At 73.2% G+C, this 20,422-nt stretch carries 25 protein-coding genes and 3 pseudogenes; 16 read left to right on the top strand and 12 right to left on the bottom strand.

Going from position 1 to position 20,422, the window contains the following annotated elements; all coding sequences use genetic code 11:
- From OO47_RS35080 to OO47_RS16780, 3 genes are all read left to right on the top strand, one after another.
- On the top strand, positions 1 to 97 hold a 97-nt coding region (locus tag OO47_RS35080; RefSeq protein WP_157849844.1), incomplete at its 5' end, for an acyl-CoA dehydrogenase family protein.
- 36 nt (positions 98 to 133) lie between these two features.
- A complete protein-coding gene (locus tag OO47_RS16785) occupies positions 134 to 919 on the top strand; it encodes an electron transfer flavoprotein subunit beta/FixA family protein (protein WP_030211993.1) in 786 nt (261 codons plus the stop codon).
- Between the two features lie 38 nt (positions 920 to 957).
- The gene (locus OO47_RS16780; protein ID WP_030211991.1) at positions 958 to 1,914 is read left to right on the top strand and encodes an electron transfer flavoprotein subunit alpha/FixB family protein; all 957 of its coding nucleotides are present in this window, start codon (positions 958 to 960) and stop codon (positions 1,912 to 1,914) included.
- Positions 1,915 to 2,014: 100 nt separating this feature from the next.
- Here OO47_RS16780 and OO47_RS16775 read toward each other — a convergent pair whose 3' ends face one another.
- From OO47_RS16775 to OO47_RS16765, 3 genes are all read right to left on the bottom strand, one after another.
- A complete protein-coding gene (locus OO47_RS16775; protein ID WP_030211990.1) occupies positions 2,015 to 2,401 on the bottom strand; it encodes a zinc ribbon domain-containing protein in 387 nt (128 codons plus the stop codon).
- Positions 2,402 to 2,543: 142 nt separating this feature from the next.
- The gene (locus OO47_RS16770; protein ID WP_030211988.1) at positions 2,544 to 3,251 is read right to left on the bottom strand and encodes a TetR family transcriptional regulator; all 708 of its coding nucleotides are present in this window, start codon (positions 3,249 to 3,251) and stop codon (positions 2,544 to 2,546) included.
- An 88-nt stretch (positions 3,252 to 3,339) separates the two neighbouring features.
- Positions 3,340 to 4,101 carry an SDR family NAD(P)-dependent oxidoreductase gene (locus OO47_RS16765; RefSeq protein WP_030211986.1) on the bottom strand — a complete coding sequence of 254 codons (762 nt, stop codon included), beginning with the start codon at positions 4,099 to 4,101 and terminating at the stop codon, positions 3,340 to 3,342.
- A 456-nt stretch (positions 4,102 to 4,557) separates the two neighbouring features.
- On the opposite strand from OO47_RS16765, the gene OO47_RS16760 reads away from it, so the two are divergent.
- The 3 genes from OO47_RS16760 to OO47_RS16750 are packed head-to-tail and all read left to right on the top strand — an operon-like array spanning position 4,558 to position 7,125.
- Positions 4,558 to 5,283, top strand: a complete 726-nt coding sequence (locus OO47_RS16760) for a helix-turn-helix transcriptional regulator (RefSeq protein WP_030211983.1) — start codon at positions 4,558 to 4,560, stop codon at positions 5,281 to 5,283.
- Positions 5,283 to 5,939 (top strand): DUF4255 domain-containing protein, encoded by a 657-nt coding sequence (locus tag OO47_RS16755; protein ID WP_051715837.1) that lies wholly within the window; start codon positions 5,283 to 5,285, stop codon positions 5,937 to 5,939. The genes OO47_RS16760 and OO47_RS16755 overlap by 1 nt, the downstream gene beginning before the upstream one ends.
- A complete protein-coding gene (locus OO47_RS16750) occupies positions 5,929 to 7,125 on the top strand; it encodes a hypothetical protein (RefSeq protein WP_051715835.1) in 1,197 nt (398 codons plus the stop codon). Before OO47_RS16755 ends, OO47_RS16750 begins: the two co-directional genes overlap by 11 nt.
- Here OO47_RS16750 and OO47_RS35075 read toward each other — a convergent pair.
- Positions 7,117 to 7,362 (bottom strand): annotated as a pseudogene (locus OO47_RS35075) (transposase family protein); the annotation flags it as partial. The gene OO47_RS16750 and the pseudogene OO47_RS35075 sit on opposite strands and share 9 nt — an antisense overlap.
- Before the next feature lie 246 nt (positions 7,363 to 7,608).
- Here OO47_RS35075 and OO47_RS16740 point away from each other — a divergent pair.
- Together OO47_RS16740 and OO47_RS16735 are read left to right on the top strand one after the other, a co-directional pair.
- Complete coding sequence (locus OO47_RS16740) at positions 7,609 to 8,094, top strand: hypothetical protein (RefSeq protein WP_051715833.1); 486 nt, start codon at positions 7,609 to 7,611, stop codon at positions 8,092 to 8,094.
- A 51-nt stretch (positions 8,095 to 8,145) separates the two neighbouring features.
- Complete coding sequence (locus tag OO47_RS16735) at positions 8,146 to 9,438, top strand: IS256 family transposase (RefSeq protein WP_030211961.1); 1,293 nt, start codon at positions 8,146 to 8,148, stop codon at positions 9,436 to 9,438.
- 225 nt (positions 9,439 to 9,663) lie between these two features.
- On the opposite strand, the gene OO47_RS37830 is transcribed toward OO47_RS16735, so the two are convergent.
- From OO47_RS37830 to OO47_RS33405, 3 genes are all read right to left on the bottom strand, one after another.
- On the bottom strand, positions 9,664 to 9,906 hold the full coding sequence (locus tag OO47_RS37830) for a hypothetical protein (protein WP_234323205.1): 243 nt from the start codon (positions 9,904 to 9,906) through the stop codon (positions 9,664 to 9,666).
- 240 nt (positions 9,907 to 10,146) lie between these two features.
- Positions 10,147 to 10,629, bottom strand: a complete 483-nt coding sequence (locus tag OO47_RS33410; RefSeq protein WP_234323204.1) for a hypothetical protein — start codon at positions 10,627 to 10,629, stop codon at positions 10,147 to 10,149.
- Positions 10,620 to 10,880 carry a hypothetical protein gene (locus OO47_RS33405; protein ID WP_234323203.1) on the bottom strand — a complete coding sequence of 87 codons (261 nt, stop codon included), beginning with the start codon at positions 10,878 to 10,880 and terminating at the stop codon, positions 10,620 to 10,622. Before OO47_RS33405 ends, OO47_RS33410 begins: the two co-directional genes overlap by 10 nt.
- A gap of 290 nt (positions 10,881 to 11,170) precedes the next feature.
- On the opposite strand from OO47_RS33405, the gene OO47_RS35070 reads away from it, so the two are divergent.
- On the top strand, positions 11,171 to 11,494 hold the full coding sequence (locus OO47_RS35070; RefSeq protein WP_078489690.1) for a hypothetical protein: 324 nt from the start codon (positions 11,171 to 11,173) through the stop codon (positions 11,492 to 11,494).
- Positions 11,495 to 11,524: 30 nt separating this feature from the next.
- Here the strand turns inward: OO47_RS35070 and OO47_RS16710 are convergent, their stop codons facing one another.
- The gene (locus tag OO47_RS16710) at positions 11,525 to 12,679 is read right to left on the bottom strand and encodes an acyl-CoA dehydrogenase family protein (RefSeq protein WP_030211955.1); all 1,155 of its coding nucleotides are present in this window, start codon (positions 12,677 to 12,679) and stop codon (positions 11,525 to 11,527) included.
- Positions 12,680 to 12,821: 142 nt separating this feature from the next.
- Between OO47_RS16710 and OO47_RS16705 the strand changes: the two genes are divergently transcribed.
- The 3 genes and pseudogenes from OO47_RS16705 to OO47_RS33395 all read left to right on the top strand — a co-directional run bounded on the left by OO47_RS16705 (position 12,822) and on the right by OO47_RS33395 (position 14,943).
- On the top strand, positions 12,822 to 13,427 hold the full coding sequence (locus OO47_RS16705) for a TetR/AcrR family transcriptional regulator (RefSeq protein WP_051715831.1): 606 nt from the start codon (positions 12,822 to 12,824) through the stop codon (positions 13,425 to 13,427).
- 229 nt (positions 13,428 to 13,656) lie between these two features.
- The gene (locus OO47_RS33400) at positions 13,657 to 13,875 is read left to right on the top strand and encodes a hypothetical protein (protein ID WP_030211948.1); all 219 of its coding nucleotides are present in this window, start codon (positions 13,657 to 13,659) and stop codon (positions 13,873 to 13,875) included.
- Positions 13,876 to 13,990: 115 nt separating this feature from the next.
- Positions 13,991 to 14,943: pseudogene (locus OO47_RS33395) on the top strand (hypothetical protein).
- 89 nt (positions 14,944 to 15,032) lie between these two features.
- Here the strand turns inward: OO47_RS33395 and OO47_RS16690 are convergent.
- Positions 15,033 to 16,280 (bottom strand): MFS transporter, encoded by a 1,248-nt coding sequence (locus OO47_RS16690; protein ID WP_078489689.1) that lies wholly within the window; start codon positions 16,278 to 16,280, stop codon positions 15,033 to 15,035.
- 93 nt (positions 16,281 to 16,373) lie between these two features.
- Between OO47_RS16690 and OO47_RS16685 the strand changes: the two genes are divergently transcribed.
- Both OO47_RS16685 and OO47_RS38440 read left to right on the top strand, forming a co-directional pair.
- Positions 16,374 to 16,754, top strand: coding sequence for a MerR family transcriptional regulator (locus OO47_RS16685; protein ID WP_030211937.1), 381 nt, complete (start codon positions 16,374 to 16,376; stop codon positions 16,752 to 16,754).
- A 62-nt stretch (positions 16,755 to 16,816) separates the two neighbouring features.
- The gene (locus OO47_RS38440; RefSeq protein ID WP_267883696.1) at positions 16,817 to 16,951 is read left to right on the top strand and encodes a hypothetical protein; all 135 of its coding nucleotides are present in this window, start codon (positions 16,817 to 16,819) and stop codon (positions 16,949 to 16,951) included.
- A gap of 40 nt (positions 16,952 to 16,991) precedes the next feature.
- On the opposite strand, the gene OO47_RS16680 is transcribed toward OO47_RS38440, so the two are convergent.
- Positions 16,992 to 17,348: a hypothetical protein gene (locus tag OO47_RS16680; protein WP_234323207.1), complete on the bottom strand. Its 357-nt coding sequence runs from the start codon at positions 17,346 to 17,348 to the stop codon at positions 16,992 to 16,994.
- A 198-nt stretch (positions 17,349 to 17,546) separates the two neighbouring features.
- On the opposite strand from OO47_RS16680, the gene OO47_RS16675 reads away from it, so the two are divergent.
- The gene (locus tag OO47_RS16675; protein WP_030211931.1) at positions 17,547 to 17,720 is read left to right on the top strand and encodes a CsbD family protein; all 174 of its coding nucleotides are present in this window, start codon (positions 17,547 to 17,549) and stop codon (positions 17,718 to 17,720) included.
- A gap of 315 nt (positions 17,721 to 18,035) precedes the next feature.
- Positions 18,036 to 18,752 (top strand): restriction endonuclease, encoded by a 717-nt coding sequence (locus OO47_RS16670; protein WP_078489688.1) that lies wholly within the window; start codon positions 18,036 to 18,038, stop codon positions 18,750 to 18,752.
- Positions 18,753 to 18,782: 30 nt separating this feature from the next.
- Here OO47_RS16670 and OO47_RS37825 read toward each other — a convergent pair.
- A pseudogene (locus OO47_RS37825) lies at positions 18,783 to 19,082 on the bottom strand (hydrolase); the annotation flags it as partial.
- Between the two features lie 167 nt (positions 19,083 to 19,249).
- A complete protein-coding gene (locus OO47_RS16665; RefSeq protein WP_030211925.1) occupies positions 19,250 to 20,386 on the bottom strand; it encodes an XdhC family protein in 1,137 nt (378 codons plus the stop codon).
- Between the last annotated feature and the right edge of the window lie 36 nt (positions 20,387 to 20,422).

The raw sequence follows: 20,422 nt of genomic DNA, 5'->3' as shown, positions 1-20,422 counted from the left end.
CCCCGTCGAACGCATGATGCGCGACGCCAAGATCACCCAGATCTACGAAGGCACCAACCAGGTCCAGCGCATCGTCATGGCCCGCAACCTCCCGTAACCACACGACCGTTGAGCTGTTGAAAGGAGACAGGCCGTGACCCTGAAGATCGCTGTCTGTGTGAAGTACGTCCCCGACGCGACCGGCGACCGCGGTTTCGCCGACGACCTGACGACCGACCGCGAGGCCGTCGACGGCCTGCTCTCGGAGCTGGACGAGTACGCCGTCGAGCAGGCCCTACAGATCTCCGAGGAGGCGGACGACGCCGAGGTCACCGTCGTCACCGTGGGCCCGGACGACGCCAGGGACGCGCTGCGCAAGGCCCTGTCGATGGGCGCCGACAAGGCCGTCCACGTCAACGACGAGTCCATCCACGGCTCGGACGTGTTCGCCACCTCCGCGATCCTCGCCAAGGCCCTGGAGAAGACCGGCTTCGACCTGGTCGTCTGCGGCATGGCCTCGACCGACGGCGCCATGGGCGTGCTGCCCGCGCTGCTCGCCGAGCGCCTGAACCTGCCGCAGGTCACCCTGCTCTCCGAGGTCTCCGTCGAGGACGGCACCGTGAAGGGGCGCCGGGACGGCGACGCCGCCACCGAGCTCCTCCAGGCCCCGCTGCCGGCCGTCGTGTCGGTCACCGACCAGTCCGGCGAGGCCCGCTACCCCTCCTTCAAGGGGATCATGGCCGCCAAGAAGAAGCCGGTCGAGGAGCTGGACCTGGACGACCTGGACGTCGACGCCGACGAGGTCGGCCTCGGCGGGTCCTGGACCCTGGTCGACTCCGCGACCCCGCGTCCGCCCCGGACCCAGGGCACGATCGTCACGGACGAGGGCGACGGCGGCAAGCAGCTCGCCGCCTTCCTCGCCGCCCAGAAGTTCATCTGACCCGCCCCGGCACGACACCCACACAGGAGCAACGAATCATGGCTGAGATCCTGGTTCTCGTGGACCACGCCGACGGTGCGGTCCGCAAGCCGGCCCTCGAACTGCTCACGATCGCGCGCCGCATCGGCGAGCCCTCGGCCGTCGTCCTCGGCGCCGGCGAGGCCGCCGCGTCGATCGCCGCGACCGCCGGCGAGTACGGCGCGGCCACCGTGTACGTCGCGGACGGCACCGAGTTCGCCGAGCAGCTCGTCGTCCCGAAGGTCGACGCGCTCACCCAGATCGCCGAGGAGAAGGGGGCGGCCGCCGTCCTGGTGACCTCCTCCGGCGAGGGCAAGGAGATCGCGGCCCGCGTCGCGCTCCGCCTCGGCTCCGGTCTGATCACCGACGCCGTGGAGCTGGAGGCCGGCGAGAACGGCCCGGTCGCCACCCAGTCCGTCTTCGCCGCCTCGTACCAGGTGCGGTCGACGGTCTCGAAGGGCGTGCCGGTCGTCACCGTCAAGCCGAACTCCGCCGCCCCGGAGGCCGCCCCGGCCGCCGGCGCGGTCGAGAACGTCTCCGTCGCCTTCACGGGCAACGCGGCGAAGGTCGTCTCGCGCACCCCGCGCGTCTCCACCGGCCGTCCCGAGCTGACCGAGTCCGCGATCGTGGTCTCCGGCGGCCGCGGCGTCGGCGCGGCCGAGGGCTTCGGGGTCGTGGAGAAGCTGGCCGACTCGCTCGGCGCGGCCGTCGGCGCCTCCCGCGCCGCCGTGGACGCCGGCTGGTACCCGCACGCCAACCAGGTCGGCCAGACCGGCAAGCAGGTCTCGCCGCAGCTGTACGTCGCGGCGGGCATCTCCGGCGCGATCCAGCACCGGGCCGGCATGCAGACGTCGAAGACGATCGTCGCGGTCAACAAGGACCCGGAGGCCCCGATCTTCGACCTCGTGGACTACGGCGTGGTCGGCGACCTCTTCGAGGTGCTGCCGCAGCTGACGGACGAGATCGGCACCCGCTGACCTTCCGGCGCCGTCGGTCTTCCGGCAGCGGAAAGGGGCGGTGGGGTGGCACAGAGTGCCACCCCACCGCCCCTTTCCCATGAGGTGGGACGGGTCCCGCTCACATCCAGCCGTCGAGCGGGACCTCTTCGCAGAGCCGGACGACGGGGCGGCGGCCGGAGACGCCGACGCCCGAGAAGAGCTTGACCCGGGCCCCGGGGCGCACCGCGTGCGGCGGCCCGTCGACCCGGCAGCGGACCACGAAGCCCTCCGCCATGTGCACCGGCCAGAGGTCGGCGTCGGCCGCGGCGACCCCGCGCCGTACGGAGATCACGCCCTCGCCCCCGCTGAGTTCGGGCGCGAGGTCGGTCGACCCGCAGGTCGGACAGAGCAGTCGCTGGAAGGTGGTGGTGTGGCACCAGCGGCAGCGCTGGAAGTAGAGCTCGGAGTCGGGGGCCGTCTCCTCGGCCTGGACGGCGGTCCCGCTCCTCAGTCCCGTGTGGAACACGATGCCTTCTCCTCGCACTCGGCGGCTCGACCGTGCATGGAGCAAAGATATGGCACTGAGTGCCATCAAATAAAGACCTGAGTTCCCTCAATTGGAGATACTGAGATCCCTGGGAGTCCGGGTGGCGCCGCCCGGACGCCCCTCAGCCCTCGCCGAGGCTCGACTCCACCTCGCGCACCACGCGCCACATCGGGGTGGACCGCTTGGTGATGACCACCACGACGTCCTCCGTCTCCTCGGCCGGGGCGTCCGAGGCCGGGGCGGGGCTCCAGGTGGAGCGCACGAACTCCAGGGCCTCGTCCACCGCCGCCAGCGGGTCGCCCTCGCCGCCCGAGCGGAGCCAGTGGCGCAGGGCGTGGTTGTGGGCGGCGACCACGGCCGCCGCGACCACGTTGGCGCGCAGGGTGCCGTCCCTGCGGTCGGCCCAGCGGGTGCGCAGGTAGTCGCCGAGGGTCTTCTCGTACCGCCAGACCACCGACAGCTCGTACGTGCGGAGCCCGGCGACCTCGCGGGTGAGCCGGTAGCGCTGCACGGAGAAGGTGGGGTTCTCGGCGTACATCCGCATGACGATCCGGGCGGCGCCGCAGACCCGGGCGACCGGGTCGTCGGAGTCCGCGCTCGCCGCGAGGAAGCGGGTCATGTCGTCGAGGCACTGGTCGTGGTCGGGGAAGACCACGACCTCCTTCGACGGGAAGTACCGGAAGAAGGACCGCCGGCCGACGCCCGCGAGGGTCACGATGTCGTCGACGGTGGTCTGCTCGTAGCCCCGCTCCAGGAAGAGCTGGAAGGCCGCGGCGATGAGGGAGTCCCGCATCGCGGGCTTCGTGGAGTTCGTCGACGCTGTTCCCATGCGTCGAAACTAGCACTGGAACGACAGGCGTGCGGCACTGGGTGCCGGACGAATCCGGCACCCAGTGCTCTTCCGAGGGTACGGAGGCTCAGCGCGCGGCCATCCGGAGCGCGCCGTCCATGCGGATCGTCTCGCCGTTGAGGTAGTCGTGCTCGGCGATCATCGCGACGAGCCGGGCGTACTCCTCCGGGCGGGCGAGGCGCTGCGGGAAGGTGACACTCGCGGCGAGACCGGCGCGGACGTCCTCGCCGAACCCGGCCATCATCGGGGTGTCCACGATGCCGGGGGCGACGGTGACGACCCGGATGCCGAACTGCGCGAGGTCGCGGGCGGCGGTGACGGTCATGCCGGCGACGCCCGCCTTGGAGGCGGCGTACGCGATCTGGCCGACCTGGCCCTCGAAGGCGGCGATCGAGGCGGTGTTGACGACGAGGCCGCGCTGCCCGTGCGCGTCGGGCTCGTGCCGGGCGATGGACTCGGCGGCGAGCCGCATCACGTTGAAGGTGCCGATCAGGTTGACGTTCACGACGGCGCGGAACAGGTCGAGGTCGTGCGGCCCCTTGCGGCCCAGGATCCGGGCGGAGGGGGCGATGCCGGCGCAGTTCACGGCGAGCCGCAGCTCGGCCCCGTCGGCGTCGATCCCGGCGAGGGCCGCGCGGACCTGCTCCTCGTCGGTGACGTCGGCGGCGAGCAGCCGGACGCCCTCGGGGAGGTCGCCGGCGGCGGCCACGGCCTTGTCCAGGTCCAGGCCGTAGACGGTGGCGCCCCGGGCGGCGAGCGCGGCGGCGGTGGCGGCACCGAGGCCGGAGGCGGCGCCGGTGACGAGAGCGGCGGAGCCTGCGATGTCCATGGAACTCCTCGTTCGTGTCGTGCGGGGGCGACCCTGCCGCCGGGGTGGCCGCCGGATCGGGCGCGTGCCCGCGGAGGACCGCGCGGTCCGCGCGATCTGCGCCGCCCACCATAGAACCGCCTGCCGCGCCCCCGGAAGCGGAGGCCGCGCCCCCGGCGCCGGGGCGGGCCCCCTCCCGTACGTCCTCCGTCGGCTCGGCGACGGGTGCTCGGGCCGGCGACGGTAACGGCGCCGGCGGGGGCGTTAGCGCGACGGCAGCGGGACGTGAGCAGCCGGCGGCAGGCTGGTGGCGACCATCGCGGCCGGTGCGCGCCGGCCGCGGCCAGAAGACCGCGGGGACCGCCGTGCGTGCCGGAGACCGGCCCGGGGGCGCCGGCGCGGCCGCCCCGTCCTCCGTACCGGACGCCCGACCACGTCCGGACGGTCGGGGCGTACGAGAAGGAGCAGGTAGCGGAAGTGCTCACCAAGCGGGTGACGGTGACCGTCCACGCGTCCGATCCGCTCAGCCGGGCCGGGCTGATCAGCCACTTGCGGCACCAGCCGTCCCTGGACGTCCTGCCGGAGCGGACCGAGGGGGGACGGGGCCGGGAGGAACGGTCCGGCGGGGAAGGAGCCGGGAGGGAACGGGCCGGGAGGGACGCGCCCGGGAGGGACGGGGGCTCCCCGGCCGTCGCCGTGGTGCTCGCGGACCGGATCGACGAGTCCACCACGGCCGAGCTGCGACGGCTGCTGCGCGGCCGGGACCGGCGGGTCGTCCTCGTCGCGGGCGAGCTGCGCGAACCGGACCTGCTGTCGGTGGTCGAGTACGGGGTGCGCGCCATCATCTGGCGCCACCAGGCCACCGAGCAGCGCCTGTTGAGCGCCGTGCACAGCGCGGCGCGCGGCGAGGGGGAGCTGCCGCCGGACCTGGTCAGCCGGCTCCTGAACCAGGTGGGCCGGCTCCGGCGGGCGACGGCGGCGGGTGCGACGGCCGGCGGGACGGTGCCGCTCTTCGGGATGGCGCCGCGCGAGGTGGACGTCCTGCGGCTGCTCGCCGAGGGCCTGGACACCCGGCAGATCAGCGAGAGGCTCGCCTACTCCGAACGCACCGTCAAGAACATCCTGCACGCGCTGATGACCCGCCTCCAGCTCACCAACCGGGCGCATGCCGTCGCGTACGCGCTCCGCGAAGGCTACATCTGATGATCCACGAGATCGACGGGGCGCTGCGCCGCCTGCTCGCGCCCGCCGTGACGGGCGACGTCGCCTTCGACGCGCCGACCCGGGACTGGGCGGCCCGCCGCACCGCGCCGACCCTGAACGCCTATCTGTACGACATCCGGGAGGACGTGGAACGACGCGAACGCGGCGCCTTCGCCGAGCGGGACGCCCGGGGGGTCGTGACGCGGCACCGCCGGCCGGTGCGCTGGTTCCGGCTCTCGTACCTGGTGACGGCCTGGACCGCCCGTCCGGAGGACGAACACCGGCTCCTCTCCGGCGCGTTGGCCCTCCTGCTGCCCCACGAGGTGCTGCCGGAGGACGCGGTGCCGGAGTCGGTCCGCCCGGTCTCCGCGGTGCTCCCGCTCTCCGTCGCGGTGCCGCCGGCCGAGTCGCGCTCGCTCGCGGACATCTGGTCGGCGCTGGGCGGCGAGCTCAAACCGTCCCTGGACGTCGTGGTCGTCACCCCGTTCCCGGTCGTCCCGGTGTACGAGGCGGCGCCGCCGGTCACGGTGGGCGCGGAGCTCGTCGTCCGCGGGATCGACGGCGTGCCGGGGGACTCCAGGCCCCGGATGCTGCGGCGGCCGGGACCGGCGGCCCGCGCCACGAGGGGCGAGGACGGTGCCGGTCATGGGCGCTGACGGCACGGGTACGGGCGACGGCGGCGGCGTGCTCGACCTGGTCGCCGCCCTGCGCGCCCGGGTCGCCGCCCTCGTGGAGGCCCGCGGCGCCGGGGACCCCACGGCCGGAGATCCGCTGCGGGGGCTGTACGTCAGCGGGGAGACGGCCCGCCGGATCGCGGCACGGGGCGCGAGTGCCGCCGTACGGGGCGCGGACCCCGTCCTGCCGGACGTCGGCGGGGCGGACCGGACGGCCCGGCTCGCGCGGGCCTTCGGGCTCTCCGCGCTCGACGCGCACGTCCTCCTCGTGGCGCTCGCGCCGGAGGTGGACCGGGACTTCGAGGCGCTCTACGGCTACCTCAACGACGACGTCGGCCGGCGCCGCGCCACCGTGGCGCTCGCCCTCGACCTGGCCGGCACCGGCCCTTCCGACCCGGCCGGCCGCGACCGCTTCCACCCGGCCGCCCCGCTGCGCGCCGGGGGCCTCCTGGAGGTCGCGGACGAGGACCGGCCGCTGCCGGGGCGGGCGCTGGGCGTGCCGGAGCGGGTGGTGGCCCACCTCCTCGGCGACGACGGTCACCTCGACGCGGAACTCCTCGGCAAGGGGGTGGAGTTGCTGCCGCCGGTGGACGAGGGAACGGGCCCGGGCCGCTCCGCGCTCGGGGCGCGGATCGCCGCGGCGGGGCCCCTCGCCGTACACCTGCGGGAGCGCGTCCCCGGGGCCGGCGCGGGGGCGGTGGCCGCCGCGCTGAGGGGCGACGGGCGGCCCGTGCTGCGGTACCGGCCGGAGGCCGTGGACGTGCCGGCGGCGCGGGCGCTGCTGCGCGAGGCCCGGCTGCGCGGTGCCGCCGTGGTGGTCGGGCCGCTGCCGCCGGACCCGGGGCCGCTGGTGCGCGCACTGGCCTCGCCCGGCGTGACGGTGGTCCTCGCCGGCACCGGCGCGCCCGACCCCCGGTGGGCGCCGGACGCCGGACTGCTCGCCCTGGACGCGCCGGACGGGCCGGTGGGCGACGGAGACCTGTGGCGGCGCGAACTCGGGCCGCTGGACGACGACTCCGGCCTGGACCGGGCCACCGCCGCGTACCGCCTCGGTGAGGAGCAGGTCCGCCGGGCGGCCCGTTCGGCGCGGGCCCTCGCCGCGTTCGAGGGGACCGCGCCGACCCTCGCGCACGTGCGGCACAGTGAACCTTTTCCATCCTCACTCTGAGCTGGTCAGATGCAGAGTGAGGACGGCCTGGACGAGCTTGGTGATCCGGGTGGTCGAGCATCGCAGCTTGCGGAGGAGTCGCCAGGATTTGAGGGTGGCGACGGCCTTCTCGACGAAGGCCCGGATCTTCGCGTGGGACCGGTTGACCGCTTGCTGGCCGGTGGAGAGGGTCTCCCATCGTCCCCGGCACGGGATGCGGATCGTGCCGCCGGCACCTCGGTATCCCTTGTCGGCCCAATAGCCCTACTTCCGAACCAGGTTGGAAAAGGCTCAATGCCGGCCGCCTCGCCGACTCCCCCGGCCTGCGGCCTGCGGCGCAACGTCGTCCAGCGAAGCGACGGCACCGAAGAGCAAGCCTACGCCGACAACCTCGGTCCCGGCACCGGCGAAGAGGGGTTCGAGGGCCGCAACGCGACCAGAGCATCAGTATGATCATCGGTCGATGCGGCCCATACGGGGTCGATCACCTGAGGAGGGAACCACGTGCGTAGTCGCTGGACCAAGATCGCAGCCCTGGCAGCTGGGTTGGTGATGTGGAGCGCCCAGTCGGCCGTGGCAAGCGACACGGTCGGCTGGAAGACCGTGTCAACGAATTCCAACTGGTACTGCGGTGCCTACGTCGGTCACTCGGAGACCACGGTCTGGAACAGTCAATGGATGAAGTTCAAAGCCTGCACCGTCGTGAACAACAGTGGTGGCGCGCAGGCGGTCCTCGTCGTGCAGAACTCGAATCCGACTGACGGGTTCTACATGGAGATGGGGCGGGTCGTCTTCGAATCTCAGCGCGGCGGCGACGTGTGGTGCGCGCCGTCTAATCTCTCCGCTGGCATGACCCGCGGCTGCTACGGGCCCACTGTTCCGGTCGGCAAGTGTTACTACCCGATCGTTCCGAAGGTGGAGCTGAAGATCAACGGAGACACCGACGTCGCTTACGGCAGGACCGACGCCAGGACTGGCTGCGACTTCTAGAGGGGGACTGTAAATCGTTCGGTGTAACTCCCGATCATGGAGGATGCACCGATGACCAGTGAGAACGTGACCGAGGCCGAGCCTGTCGAGGCGGCTGAGTCGCAGCCGGTGAGGGTGGTGGACGACCGGCTGATCGACGAGCTGGTGTCCCGGGCCCAGGCCGAGGGACTGCAGCTGACCGGCGAGGGCGGGTTGCTCCAGCAGCTGACGAAGCGGCTGCTGGAGTCCGCGCTGAAGGGCGAGATCACCGACCATCTCGGCTATGACAAGCACGACCCGGCCGGGAAGAGCGGCGGCAACTCCCGCAACGACACCCGGCCGAAGACCGTGCTGACGGACGTCGGTCCAATGGAGATATCCGTGCCGCGTGACCGCGACGGATCGTTCGAGCCGAAGATCGTCAAGAAGCGGCAGAAGCGGCTGACCGGCGTGGATGAGATGGTCATCTCGCTGTCCGCGAAGGGCCTGACCACCGGTGAGGTGCAGGCCCACCTGGCCGAGGTCTATGGCGCCGACGTCTCGCGCCAGACGATCTCCACGATCACCGACAAGGTCCTCGAGGGCATGGCCGAGTGGCAGAACCGGCCCCTCGACCCCGTCTATCCGGTCGTCTTCATCGACGCAATCCACGTGAAGATCCGCGACGGCGCCGTCGCCAACCGGCCGATCTACGTGGCCCTGGCGGTCACCATCGAAGGCCGACGCGAGATCCTGGGCTTGTGGGCCGGAGACGGCGGCGAGGGCGCCAAACACTGGATGCACATCCTCACCGAGATCAAAAACCGCGGCGTGAACGACGTCCTCATGCTCGTCTGCGACGGCCTCAAGGGCCTGCCCGACGCGGTCGAGACCGTCTGGCCGCAGACGATCGTGCAGACCTGCGTAGTCCACCTGCTGCGGAACTCCTTCCGCTATGCCGCCCGCCAGGACTGGGACAAGATCGCCAAGCTCCTCAAGCCGGTCTACACCGCCGCGACGGAGGAGGCCGCCCTCGAGCGGTTTGCGGAGTTCGCCGACGCCTGGGGCCGGAAGTATCCGGCGATCGTCAGGCTCTGGGAGAACGCCTGGGAGGAGTTCACCCCCTTCCTGCGGTTCGACACCGAGATCCGCCGCATCGTCTGCACGACCAACGCGATCGAGTCCGTGAACGCCAGGATCCGGCGGGCGGTCAAGGCCCGCGGACACTTCCCCAACGAGACCGCCGCCCTGAAATGCGTCTACATGGCGATCATGTCCCTCGACCCGACCGGCAGGGGACAAACCCGCTGGACCCTGCGCTGGAAGACCGCGCTGAACGCCTTCGACATCACCTTCGACGGCCGGCTCACCGCAGCCCGTCAGTAACCCCAACCACCCTCGTTACACCGTTTGATTGACAGACCCGGGCCCGGCCCACATATAGATAACGGGTGACCACGATGAAGTCGAGGATCGCAAGCCTCCTCACCTCCTGGTCTACGTGACTGGTGGGATGGCCTGTCAGGTCGGTAAGTGGGCTCGGGGCTGAATGGATGATCGTCCTGTAGCCGAACCTCCCTGGCGTGGTTCGTGCAACGGATGTGGGCCCCATCAGCGGCCTTGGCGAAGAGCGCGGCCGAGGAAGTTATTCGATTTGGTCCCAGGGCGCCGGACGTACGCAGCGAAGACCTCGCGGCCGTGCACCTCGAACCTGAGGGCCTTCTTCCTGCGCGGGCGGATGATGCGCGGCCGTGTCCCGTACAGCACGTAGCGGGTCACGGAGTGGTCGTAGACGATGACGCCCTGGAGGCCACGGGGGCCCTCCTCGACCTTCCAGGTGATGTACCGGCCCATGCGGCCGGGGCCTCGTGTTGGACGATGTTCGCCGTCCGCTTCGTGCGCTGGGCGAGCCGGCGGGCGACGGTCCCGTTCCGTAGCCGCAGAGTGCGAGCGATGACACCCGGGGCGATCCGTACCTCGACGCTCACGGTGACGTCTCCTCGCTCGAGCAGGCACAGCCAGGCAGGGCCACGGTGATGCGCTGCTCCAGGCCGACGCAGCCGCCCTCGGGCCCGATCGTCCTCTGCACGCCCATCACGAATCGCCGGCCGCGCCTGAGCTGGGGGCGGTCGCGGGCAGGCAGCACAGCAGCGCGTTGGAGACGGTCACCATGTCGGTGTGCAGGATCCGGGCCGCCGCGGTGAGTTCGTCGCACGCCGGCGGGCAGCCTTTCTCGGTGAAGGTCGGCGCGCAGCGCAGCAGTGTGACGAGCAGTTCGACGGCCGTGACCGGCGGCGGGGCGCAGCCGCGTACGCCCTGGACGGTGCGGGCCTCGACGGGGAAGCCGTCGTGCGTGGAGCCGAAGATCCGGGCGACGGACACCGCCAGCTGTCCGCCGGTCTCCTCGCCGCACGGGTCATCGCACGAGTCCCAGGCGACCGCGCCCGGGACGATGCAGGCCCGCTCCGGGCACCCGGGCTGTCCCGGCACCTCGACTGCGGTCTTCGCCAAGGCGGCGCACACGCAGCCGAGGACGCTCTCGGTCAATCCTGCGATCGCGGTGGCGCTCAGGGCCATGTCGTCGTCCTCAGGCGCTTGAAGTCCGGGGAGTAGACCCGGAACGGGCCGGTCAGCCGGTAGGGATTGACCGCTGCGAGCCACAGGTCGCACAGCGGCAGGCCGGTCCGGCCCTCCGAATAGATCAGCGTCGGGTCCGGCATCTCCATGTCGACGCCCTGCCGCGAGATCCGGGTCAGGTTCCGGTTCGTCCGGCAGCCGCACGCCCCCGGGGAGCAGCTCTTGAGGAGGTGGCACGTCAGCTCCGACACCGCAGCGACGGCCGCGTCGTCGAGCGGCAGCCTCCACCGGTGGTGACCGCGAACGTTCCCGGGGCGCCGGGCGGGGCATCCCCCCGTTCCTCGCGGACCTGCTGTACCAGCTCATCAACTCCCACAAGAACGAGCTGGTCTTCCTGGCCCCCAAGGGTGGCCGGCTGCTCATCGGCGGCGAGTTCTATGCTGACACCTTCCATCCGATCGTCGGCGGCCGGCCTCCGAAGCCGAGCAGCCGCGGACACGCCGCCCGGCCCGGGATCCGTCCCGTCCTCGGCGTCACGACCATGACCCCGCACGGCCTACGCCACGGCGGCAAGGTCTGGCTGGACGAGGAGGGGCGTCATCCACGCGTCGCCGTCGAGGAGCGGATGGGCCACGAGGTGCCGGGCGTGGAGGGCACCTACTCCCACACGACCCTCGGCATGGAGCTGGCCATCGCCGACACCCTGGAACGGCTGTGGTGGGAGTCCCTTCGCCCGGTCCTCGACGTCCGGGAGCACGGGCCGATCCCCTCGGGAGAAGTTGTTGGAAACTTGATCTCCCGAAATTCTCCCGAACGGCGAAGAAGAAGGCCCCCGAAGCGCACAACGGGCGCCTCGGAGACCTGAGCCAGATCGGCCCACACAGCCGTTGACCTGCTACTTCTCCGATACGGCGAGCCCCCGGCTGATCACCAGCCGCTGGATCTGGTTGGTGCCCTCGAAGATCTGCATGATCTTGGCCTCGCGCATGTAGCGCTCCACCGGGAAGTCCCGGGTGTAGCCGTAGCCGCCGAGGACCTGGACCGCGTCCGTGGTGACCTTCATGGCCGTGTCGGTGGCGATGAGCTTGGCCGCGCTGGCCTGGCGGCCGAAGGGGCGGCCGAGGTCGCGGCGGCGGGCCGCGTCCAGGTAGGTGGCGCGGGCCGCGTCGACGGCGGCGGCCATGTCGGCGAGCAGGAAGCCGAGGCCCTGGTGGTCGACGATCCGGCGGCCGAAGGTGGTGCGCTCGTTGGCGTACGCGACGGCGGTGTCCAGGGCGGCCTGGGCGAGGCCCGTGGCGCAGGCGGCGATACCGAGGCGCCCGTTGTCGAGGGCGCTGAAGGCGATCTGGAGCCCTTGGCCCTCCCTGCCGATCAGGCGGTCCTCCTCCAGGAGGGCCCCGTCCCAGTACGCGGCGGTGGTGGGGACGGCCTGGAGGCCCATTTTGCGCTCCGGCGCGCCGAAGGTGAGGCCCTCGGCGGTGCCGGGCGCCAGGAAGCAGGAGACGCCGTGGCTGCCGGGGGCCGTACGGGCGAAGAGGGCGTAGAAGCCGGCCCGGCCGCCGTGGGTGATCCAGGCCTTGGTGCCGGTGATCCGGTACCCGCCGCCGTCCTCCTGTCGCTCCGCCTTGCAGCTGAGGGCGGCCGCGTCGGAACCGGCCTGCGGCTCCGAGAGGCTGTAGCCGCCGACGGTCCGGCCCTCCAGCATCGCGGGCAGCCAGCGTTCCTTCTGCTCCGGCGTGCCGAAGGCGTGCAGCGGGTGGCAGGCCAGGGTGTGGACGCTGGTGGCGACGGCCACGGCCGCCCAGCGCGCGGCCAGTTCCTCCAGGACCTGGAGGTAGACCTCGTACGGCTGGCCCCCGCCGCCGTACTCCTCGGGGTACGCGAGGCCGAGCAGCCCCGCCTCGCCGAGGGTCGCGAAGAGCCCTTCGGGATAGGTCTCGGCGGCCTCGTGCTCGTCCACCCGCGGAGAGAGCTCCTTGTCGGCGATCTCCCGGGTGAGGGCGATGAGGTCCGCCGCCTCGGGGGTGGGAAGCAGGCGGTCGACATCCATGGCGACTCCAGCGGCGCGCAAAGTGGTACTGGTGAGGGTACTCCAGTACCGTTCAGAGTAGCGCAGGAGGTGGCGGCCGCAACCCCTGGAGCCGCACCCCCTGGAACCGCACCCCCGGGTCGCGGCCTGGAATACTGGCCGGGTGATCGAGACCTCCGCCGCCGACACCCCGCAGCTGACGGGCCGGGGAGCGGCGCGCCGCTCCGCCCTCTTCGAGGAGCTCGTCACCCTCCTCGTCGGCGAGGGCTTCGCCCGCCTGACGCTCGACGACCTCGCCGCCCGGCTGCACTGCTCGAAGCGGACCCTGTACGGCCTGGCCGGCAGCAAGGAGCAGCTGGTCCGGGCGGCGGTCGTGCACTTCTTCCGGCGCGCCACGACCCGGGTCGAGGCCGTCCTCGCCGCCGCCACCGGCCCCGCCGAGCGGCTCGCCGCCTACCTGCGGGCGGTCTCGGCCGAGCTGGCGCCGGTCTCCCCGCAGTTCTTCGACGACGTGGCGGCCTTCGAGCCGGCGGCCGAGGTGTACGAGCGCAACACCCGCGCCGCCGCCGGGCGGGTCCAGCAGCTCATCGAGGAGGGCGTGCGGGCCGGGGTCTTCCGCGAGGTGCACGTGACCTTCGCCGCCGACGTCATCTCCTCGGTCATGGTCCGCATCCAGCGGCGCCAGGTCGCCGCCGCGACCGGTCTGGCCGACGCGGAGGCGTACGACCAACTCGCCGAACTCCTCCTCAGCGGCCTCCGGAAGGCCTGAGGCCCGAGGCTTCGATCAGCGAGACCCCCGCCGCGAACGGCCGGTTTCCTCCCCCGCACCCGCTCGACTACTCCGTGGCGCATCACCGACCCCCCTCCCGGGGAGGCCTCCGCGTGGAGCGCAGCCGTACCGTCCTCGGGGTCCGCGCCGCACTCGCCGCCATGGGCGTCACCGCCGCCCTCACCTCCGCCCCGGCGACGCAGGCCGCACCCGCCGAGAGCACCGACCCGTGCCCCGCACCGGAGAGTTCCGGGGCGACGCCCGGCTCGGTCCGCAGCACCTGCCGAACGAACGGCAGAAGCCGGTCGGGCCGCTGCTCGACGGCTACCACCGGGCCGGGAAGCCCTCCCCCGCCGCCTTCCTCAAGAAGTACCGGGAGGGCCCGGTCCCGATCCGCCGGACAGGCCCCTGGGGGTGTCGCGTCGGCACGCCCCCGTTCGGGAAGTGAAGGCGCCTGGCCCCGACCTCCTTATTTCACATCATGACTTAAATCTAAAGATAATGTCGCCTCCCCGCCCCCGCAGCGGTATGTTGCGTTCAGGACTATTCCACCAGGGGGCCCAGTGACCATGCGGAACGGACGCACCGTCCGTGATCTGCGGCGCGAGAACCGCACCGCCGTCCTCCAGCGCCTGTACTTCGACGGGCCGATGAGCCGCTTCTCGCTGGGCCCCGCGACCGGACTGAGCTCCGGCTCGGTCAGCAACGTGGTCGCGGAACTGGTCGCGGAGGGCCTGGTCGAGGAGGCCGGCAGCGTCGACTCGGCCGGCGGGCGCCCCCGCACCCTGCTCCGGGTCTCCTCCGGCAGCGGCTTCATGATCGGCGTCGACGTCGGCGAGACCCGGATCAGGATCGAGCTGTTCGACCTCGCCCTCACCGAACTCGCCCGCGCCGAGCGCCCGCTGGCCGTGGACGGTCCGCATCCGCACGCGCGGTACGAGGTCGGGGTCGTCGTCGGCCACGTCCGGGACGGCATCGCGGAGGTGCTGCGGGCCGCCGAGGTGCCCGTCGAGCGCCTGCGCCAAGACCCTCGGCCAGGCCGAGATGTGGTTCGGCGCCGGGCGCGGCGCCCGCAGCGCCGTCGTCGTCCTCTTCGGCTCCGGCGTCGGCGCCTGCGTCGTCACCGATCCGGCGGGGCCGGGCCGGGCGGTCGAGTGGGGCCATCTGAAGGTACGGGTGCGGGGGCGCCGCTGCCGCCGGCGCCGGCTTCGCCGACCTGATCAACCTCTTCCAGCCCGAACGCATCCTCGTCGGCGGCTGGGCCGGCCTCCAGCTCGGCACCCGCTTCCTGGAGACGGTCGAGGGGTACGCGCGGGAGTACGCCCTGACGTACCCGGCCGCCCGCGTCGGCATCGGCCTGGGCACGCTGGGCCCGGACGCGGTCACGGTCGGCGCGGCGATCCTGCCCCTCGCGGACTTCTTCGCCCGGGGCGGCCGACGCACCGAACCCGGGGGCGAGGCCGCCGAGGAGCAGCCGGCGTGGGCCACGACCGTACGGGAGCGGACGGCGCACTAGGGCCTGTCCGACCCTGATCCGCCGGACAGGCCCCAGGACGGCGGTCCCCGAGGCGGCCGCACGGGGTGGCCGGTCCCGGAGTCGGCCCGTCAGGGCGTGTCCCGGCGGGCGGGGAAGCCGTGGGTGCGGGCCGTGACGACCACGGCGGCCACGGGGACCAGGAGGGCCAGGACGCTCCAGGGGAGGGCCCCGGCGCCGAACGCGTCCAGGAGGAGGCCGCCGACCACCCCGCCGCCCGCCATGGCGACGTTCCAGAGGGTGACCAGCATCGCCTGCGCCGCGTCGGCCCGCTCGCCGCCCGCGTCGCCCGCCGCCGTCTGGAGCAGGGTCGGCGCGCCGCCCCAGCCGAGGCCCCAGAGCACCACCGCGCCGTACACGAGCACGGGCGACCGCGCGAACAGCGCCAGGACGGCGCCGGCCACCGCGACGAGCAGCGTGCCGGTGATCATCAGGGCCCGCAGCCTGCGGTTGATCAGGACGCCGACGGCCCAGATGCTCAGCAGCGAGGCGGCGCCGAAGACCAGGAGGACGGCGTCGGCCCGGCCGCCCATCCCGAACCGGTCCAGGAAGGCGGCGATGTAGGTGTAGAGGAGGGTGTGGGCGAGGACGAAGACGAGGGTGACGGTGAGGACGGGGGTGACGCCGGGCACCTTGAGCGCCCCGAGCGCCGAGGGTGCGGAGCCCTTCTCCGGGCGGTGTCCCGGATGGTCCGGGAGGGCGGCCGGGATCCAGGCCAGGAGGACGAGGGTCAGGCCGGTCATCACGAGGAAGGCCGTCTGCCAGCCGGCGGCCCTGCCGATGAACGTCCCGGCGGGCACGCCGAGGGAGAGCGCCACGGGGATGCCCGCCATGGCCACCGCGACGGCCTTGCCCTGGAGGTGTGCGGGGGCCGTCCGCCGGGCGTAGCCGGCGAGCAGCGCCCACGCGAGACCCGCCGCGACCCCCGCGGCGAACCGGGCCGTCATCGTCAGCGGGTACGAGGTGGAGAGCGCCGTCACGGTGTTGGCGGCGGCGAAGCCGGCCATCGCGGTCAGCAGGAGCCGGCGACGACGCCATCCGGCGGTCGCGGCGGAGAGCGGGACGGCGGTGAGGACGGTGCCGAGGGCGTAGACCGTCACCGTCTGGCCGGTGGCGGACTCGCTGACGCCCAGGTCGCCGCCCATCGCGGGCAGCAGCCCGGCGGGCAGCGTCTCGGTGAGGCTCGTGAGGAACACGGCGGTCGCCAGGGCGAGCAGCGCCGGCAGGTTCAACTTCCCCGGCGGGGAAGGATTTTCGTCTCGTCGCGGGGAGGACGCGGGGCCGTGCGAGGGCCCTCTGGTCAGGTCTGTGCTCGACATGGCAGCATGCTCGAACCCTTCCATTGATGTGAAGGTCAAGCGGGATCCGGAAAAGCGCGGAAGCGTCGCGGGGACGTGGGGAGGACCAGGGCCGTGCGCATCGGGGAGCTGTCGGAACGCACCGGGGTCTCCCGCCGGATGCTGCGGTACTACGAGGAGCAGGAGCTGATCGCCTCCCGGCGGTGCGCCAACGGCTACCGCGACTATCCCGAGCCCTGCGTGGACCGCGTCCAGCAGGTGCGCGGGCTGCTCGACGCGGGTCTCTCGACGCAGACGATCCGCAGGATCCTGCCCTGCCTCGGGCCTCCCGGGCGCATCGACATCCCGAACCCGACGCCGGAGACGATCGCTCTCCTGGAGCTGGAGTGCGCGCGCATGTCGCAGCGGATCGAGCAGCTGACCCGCAACCGGGACGCCATGACCGCGTACCTCGCGGACGTCCGGAAGGCGGCCCCGGCCGAGCCGGCCGCCTGAGGCCCGCCCGGCTCCCGCCGCAACCGCAGCCGGGTGACGGCCTCGCGCGCGGGCTCGGCCTGGTGGGCGCGATCGAGGAGACCTCCGACGAGGCCGTTCGGGCGCTGGTCGAGACGAAACCGGACCTGGTGCGACGCGAACTCGACCGGTGGCGTCACGCGGTCCTCTCGACGGGCGTCGCGGAAACCGTCCGCTGACCGGGCGTCGCGGGAACCCTCCGCTGACCGGGCGCCCCGATCAGGCGGGGAGGAAGAGGTCCCCGGGCGCGTCGTCGACCACGAAGCCGTTGTCGAAACGGACGCGGACGGTCGTGCGGAGCCTCCGCTCCAGGTAGGCGGTCCAGGCGGGTTCCAGGGCGGCGACCTGCTCTTCGAGCTGCCGCCTGCTGGCCGGGGGCATCTGGGGGCCGAAGTCGTCCAGGAGGGACTTGAGCCGTTCGTACTCGCGTGCCTCCGGGCTCTGCGTACGGTCCTCGTCCACCCGCTCGACGGTTCCCTCGACGCCCGCCGCCAGGGCCAGGAACCCGGCCCCGGCGCCCGGCTCCGCCGGAGGTCCGCCCGCCGGGACGACCTCTCCGGCCAGCCTGAGGTCCACCGCCAGCCTCACTCGCCGGCCCTCTTTCAGCATCGTCGGCCCTTCGTCCTCGGGGTGGTCGGGCCGCACGCACGCGCACGCGTGGCCCGGGCCGATTATCGCGGGCCGGAACCCCCGACCCCGTTTCGGGGGCCGGTTCGCGGTTATGCGGCATTCCACCAAGGCAACGGTTTTCCAGGTTCTCGGAGAGGAGCCGACATGTCGGGCAACGAGAAGATGAAGGCCAAGGGCGAGCAGATCAAGGGCGCCGTCAAGGAGAACACGGGCCGTGCGCTCGGCAACGAGCGGATGGCCGGCGAGGGCCGCGCCGAGCGCGCCAAGGGCGACGCCCGGGAGGCCAAGGAGAGGACGAAGGACGCCTTCAAGCGCTGACCCCCGGGTCGGCACGTGCCGCGGCCCCCGGCCCCTCGCGGGTCGGGGGCGCGGCGCGTGCGGAGCCGGGTGGGCCGTGCGCGAGGGGCCGCACGGGCGGTTCGTGAAGGTGGGGTCGTACGCGGGGAGTCGTACGGGCGCGTAGCCACGAGCCGGCCGTACGGCGAGGTCGTGCGGGCACAGTACGAGGTGGTCGTACGGATGAGGTCGTACGGATGAGGTCGTACGGGCGCGGTACGAGCCGAGCGTACGGGTGAGGTCGTACAGGCGGGGCCGTACAGGACGAGGTCGTGCGTGAGGGAGGGAGGGGCCCGTATGGGATCCATCGGGGAGGACAGGGGGCCGGTCCGGCGCGGCCCCGCGGCGATCGGGCGCGATCTGGTGCTCGCGATCGGGCTCGCGGGGGCGTGCGTCGGCGGTCTCGCCCTCTTCTTCAAGACCGCCGAGGCGGCCGGGGACAGTGGTTCCGGTGCGCCGGCCGCCCTCCTGGTGGCGCTCGCCGCCCTCGGGGCGCTGGCCGTCGGCCTCGCGCTGCTCAGGAGGGGCGCGGCGCCCGTCCGGAGGCGTGAGGCGCCGCGCACCGTCGCCGCCGCTCCGGTCCCGGACGTCCCCGACGTCGGGACGGAGGCGCTGGACCACACGGCGGTGGACCCGGACGGCTTCGAGCACACGGTCGCCGCGCTCTGCGCGCGGGACGGCTGCACCCCGGTGGAGGTGGTCGGCGGCGCGGGCGACCTGGGCGCCGACGTGATCGCGACGAGCGTGGACGGGCGGCGCGTGGTGCTCCAGTGCAAGCAGTACGCGGAGGACCACCGCGTGGGCTCCCAGGACCTCCAGCGGTTCGGCGGCACCTGCTTCACCGTCCACGGGGCCGACGTGGCCGTGGTCGTGACCACCAGTTCCTTCACCGCGCCGGCCGCCGAGTACGCCGCCACGTGCGGGATAGTCTGCGTGGACGGCGAGGCCCTGGCCGCCTGGACGGACAGGCTCGCGCCTCCTCCGTGGGAGGCGCTCCCGGTCGATCCGGCCTGATCGCGGAGGGGCGTCCGTCGCGGGGCCGGAGCCGTACGTCGCCACGCGGTGGAGGGCCGCGAGCGCGTCGTCGACGGGACGGGGCCGCGGCCTGCTGGAGGAGCCGAACCCGTTCCACCGCTGCGTGTTCACCGCGACCGCCGTCCGCCGCTTGCCGTCGGCACGGATCACGGCCGGCGCTCCCCCGCCCCCAGACCGTGCCTCCGTGCCCCCAGAAGACGTCCTGCCCGGGGGAGCCTCCATCGGGTACAGGCCGAGGCCGTAGTCGATCACCTTCCCCTCCTGGGAGACGACCGGGACGGTGCGCCGCATCTGCGCCGGCGACGACGGTCCGGGCCGGCCCGCCCGGGGAGCGGTCTCGCCGCCCGGACCGGACGGCCCGGGGGGCGGCGCCTTGTCGCCCGGACCGGACGGCCCGAGGGGCGTTTCGCCGCCCGGGGGCGCCGGCAGGCTCCGGGAGCGGACCTCCGCCGGCGGCCCGCGGGCGAGCCCTCGGGTCAGGCCACGGACCCTATCCGGCCCAGCGGCCCCCGGGGTCCGTCGTGGTGGATCGGGGTGTGGGCGCCGGTGAGGGAGGCGCCGGTACCACCGCGCCGGTGGGCGACGATCTCGGCGCCGATCGAGAGGGCGGTCTCCTCCGGCGTGCGGGCGCCGAGGTCCAGGCCGATCGGGGAGCGCAGCCGGGCGAGCTCGATCTCGGTGACGCCGACCTCGCGCAGCCGCTCGTTGCGGTCCAGGTGGGTGCGGCGGGAGCCCATCGCGCCGACGTAGGCGACGGGGAGCCGCAGGGCGACCCGGAGGAGGGGGACGTCGAACTTGGCGTCGTGGGTGAGGACGCAGAGCACGGTCCGGCCGTCGACCTCGGTGGACTCCAGGTAGCGGTGGGGCCATTCCACGACGACCTCGTCGGCCTCGGGGAAGCGGGCCGGGGTCGCGAAGACGGGCCGGGCGTCGCAGACGGTGACGTGGTAGCCGAGGAACTTGCCGACCCGGACGAGCGCGGCGGCGAAGTCGATGGCCCCGAAGACGATCATGCGGGGGGCGGGGACGGAGGACTCGACCAGGAGGGTCAGGGGCTGTCCGCAGCGGCTGCCGTCCTCGCCGATCTCCACGGTGCCGGTGCGGCCCGCGTCGAGCATCGCGCGGGCCTCGCCGGCGGCGGTGCGGTCCAGCTCGGGGTGGCCGCCGAGCCTCCCCTCGTACGAGCCGTCGGGGCGGACCAGGAGGGCCTCGCCGAGCAGGTCGTCGGGGCCGGAGACGATCCGGGCGAGGGCCGCCGCCTCGCCCGCGACGGCGGCGGCGAGCGCGGCGGGGAAGACCCCGCCGCGGACCGGGGTGACGAGGATGTCGATGATCCCGCCGCAGGTCAGGCCGACGGCGAAGGCGTCCTCGTCGCTGTAGCCGAAGCGCTCGACGACGGTCCGGCCGTCCTCGAGGGCCTGGACGCAGAGGTCGTAGACCGCGCCCTCCACGCACCCCCCGGAGACCGATCCGATCGCCGTGCCCTCGCCGTCGACGGCGAGTGCGGCGCCCGGCTGCCGGGGCGCGCTGCCGCCGACCGCCACCACGGTGGCGACGGCGAAGTCGCGTCCCTGCTCGACCCACCGGTGCAGCTCTTCGGCGATGTCCAGCATCTCGGTTCTCCTTGGGGGTGCGGGGAGGGCGGCGGG

Origin of the sequence: Streptomyces bikiniensis, from assembly GCF_000716625.1 — a bacterium.
In the GTDB taxonomy this organism is placed as follows: Bacteria; Actinomycetota; Actinomycetes; order Streptomycetales; family Streptomycetaceae; genus Streptomyces; species Streptomyces bikiniensis.
Note: the sequence above shows the minus strand (reverse complement) of the source record. Positions and strands in the feature narration are given on the sequence as shown.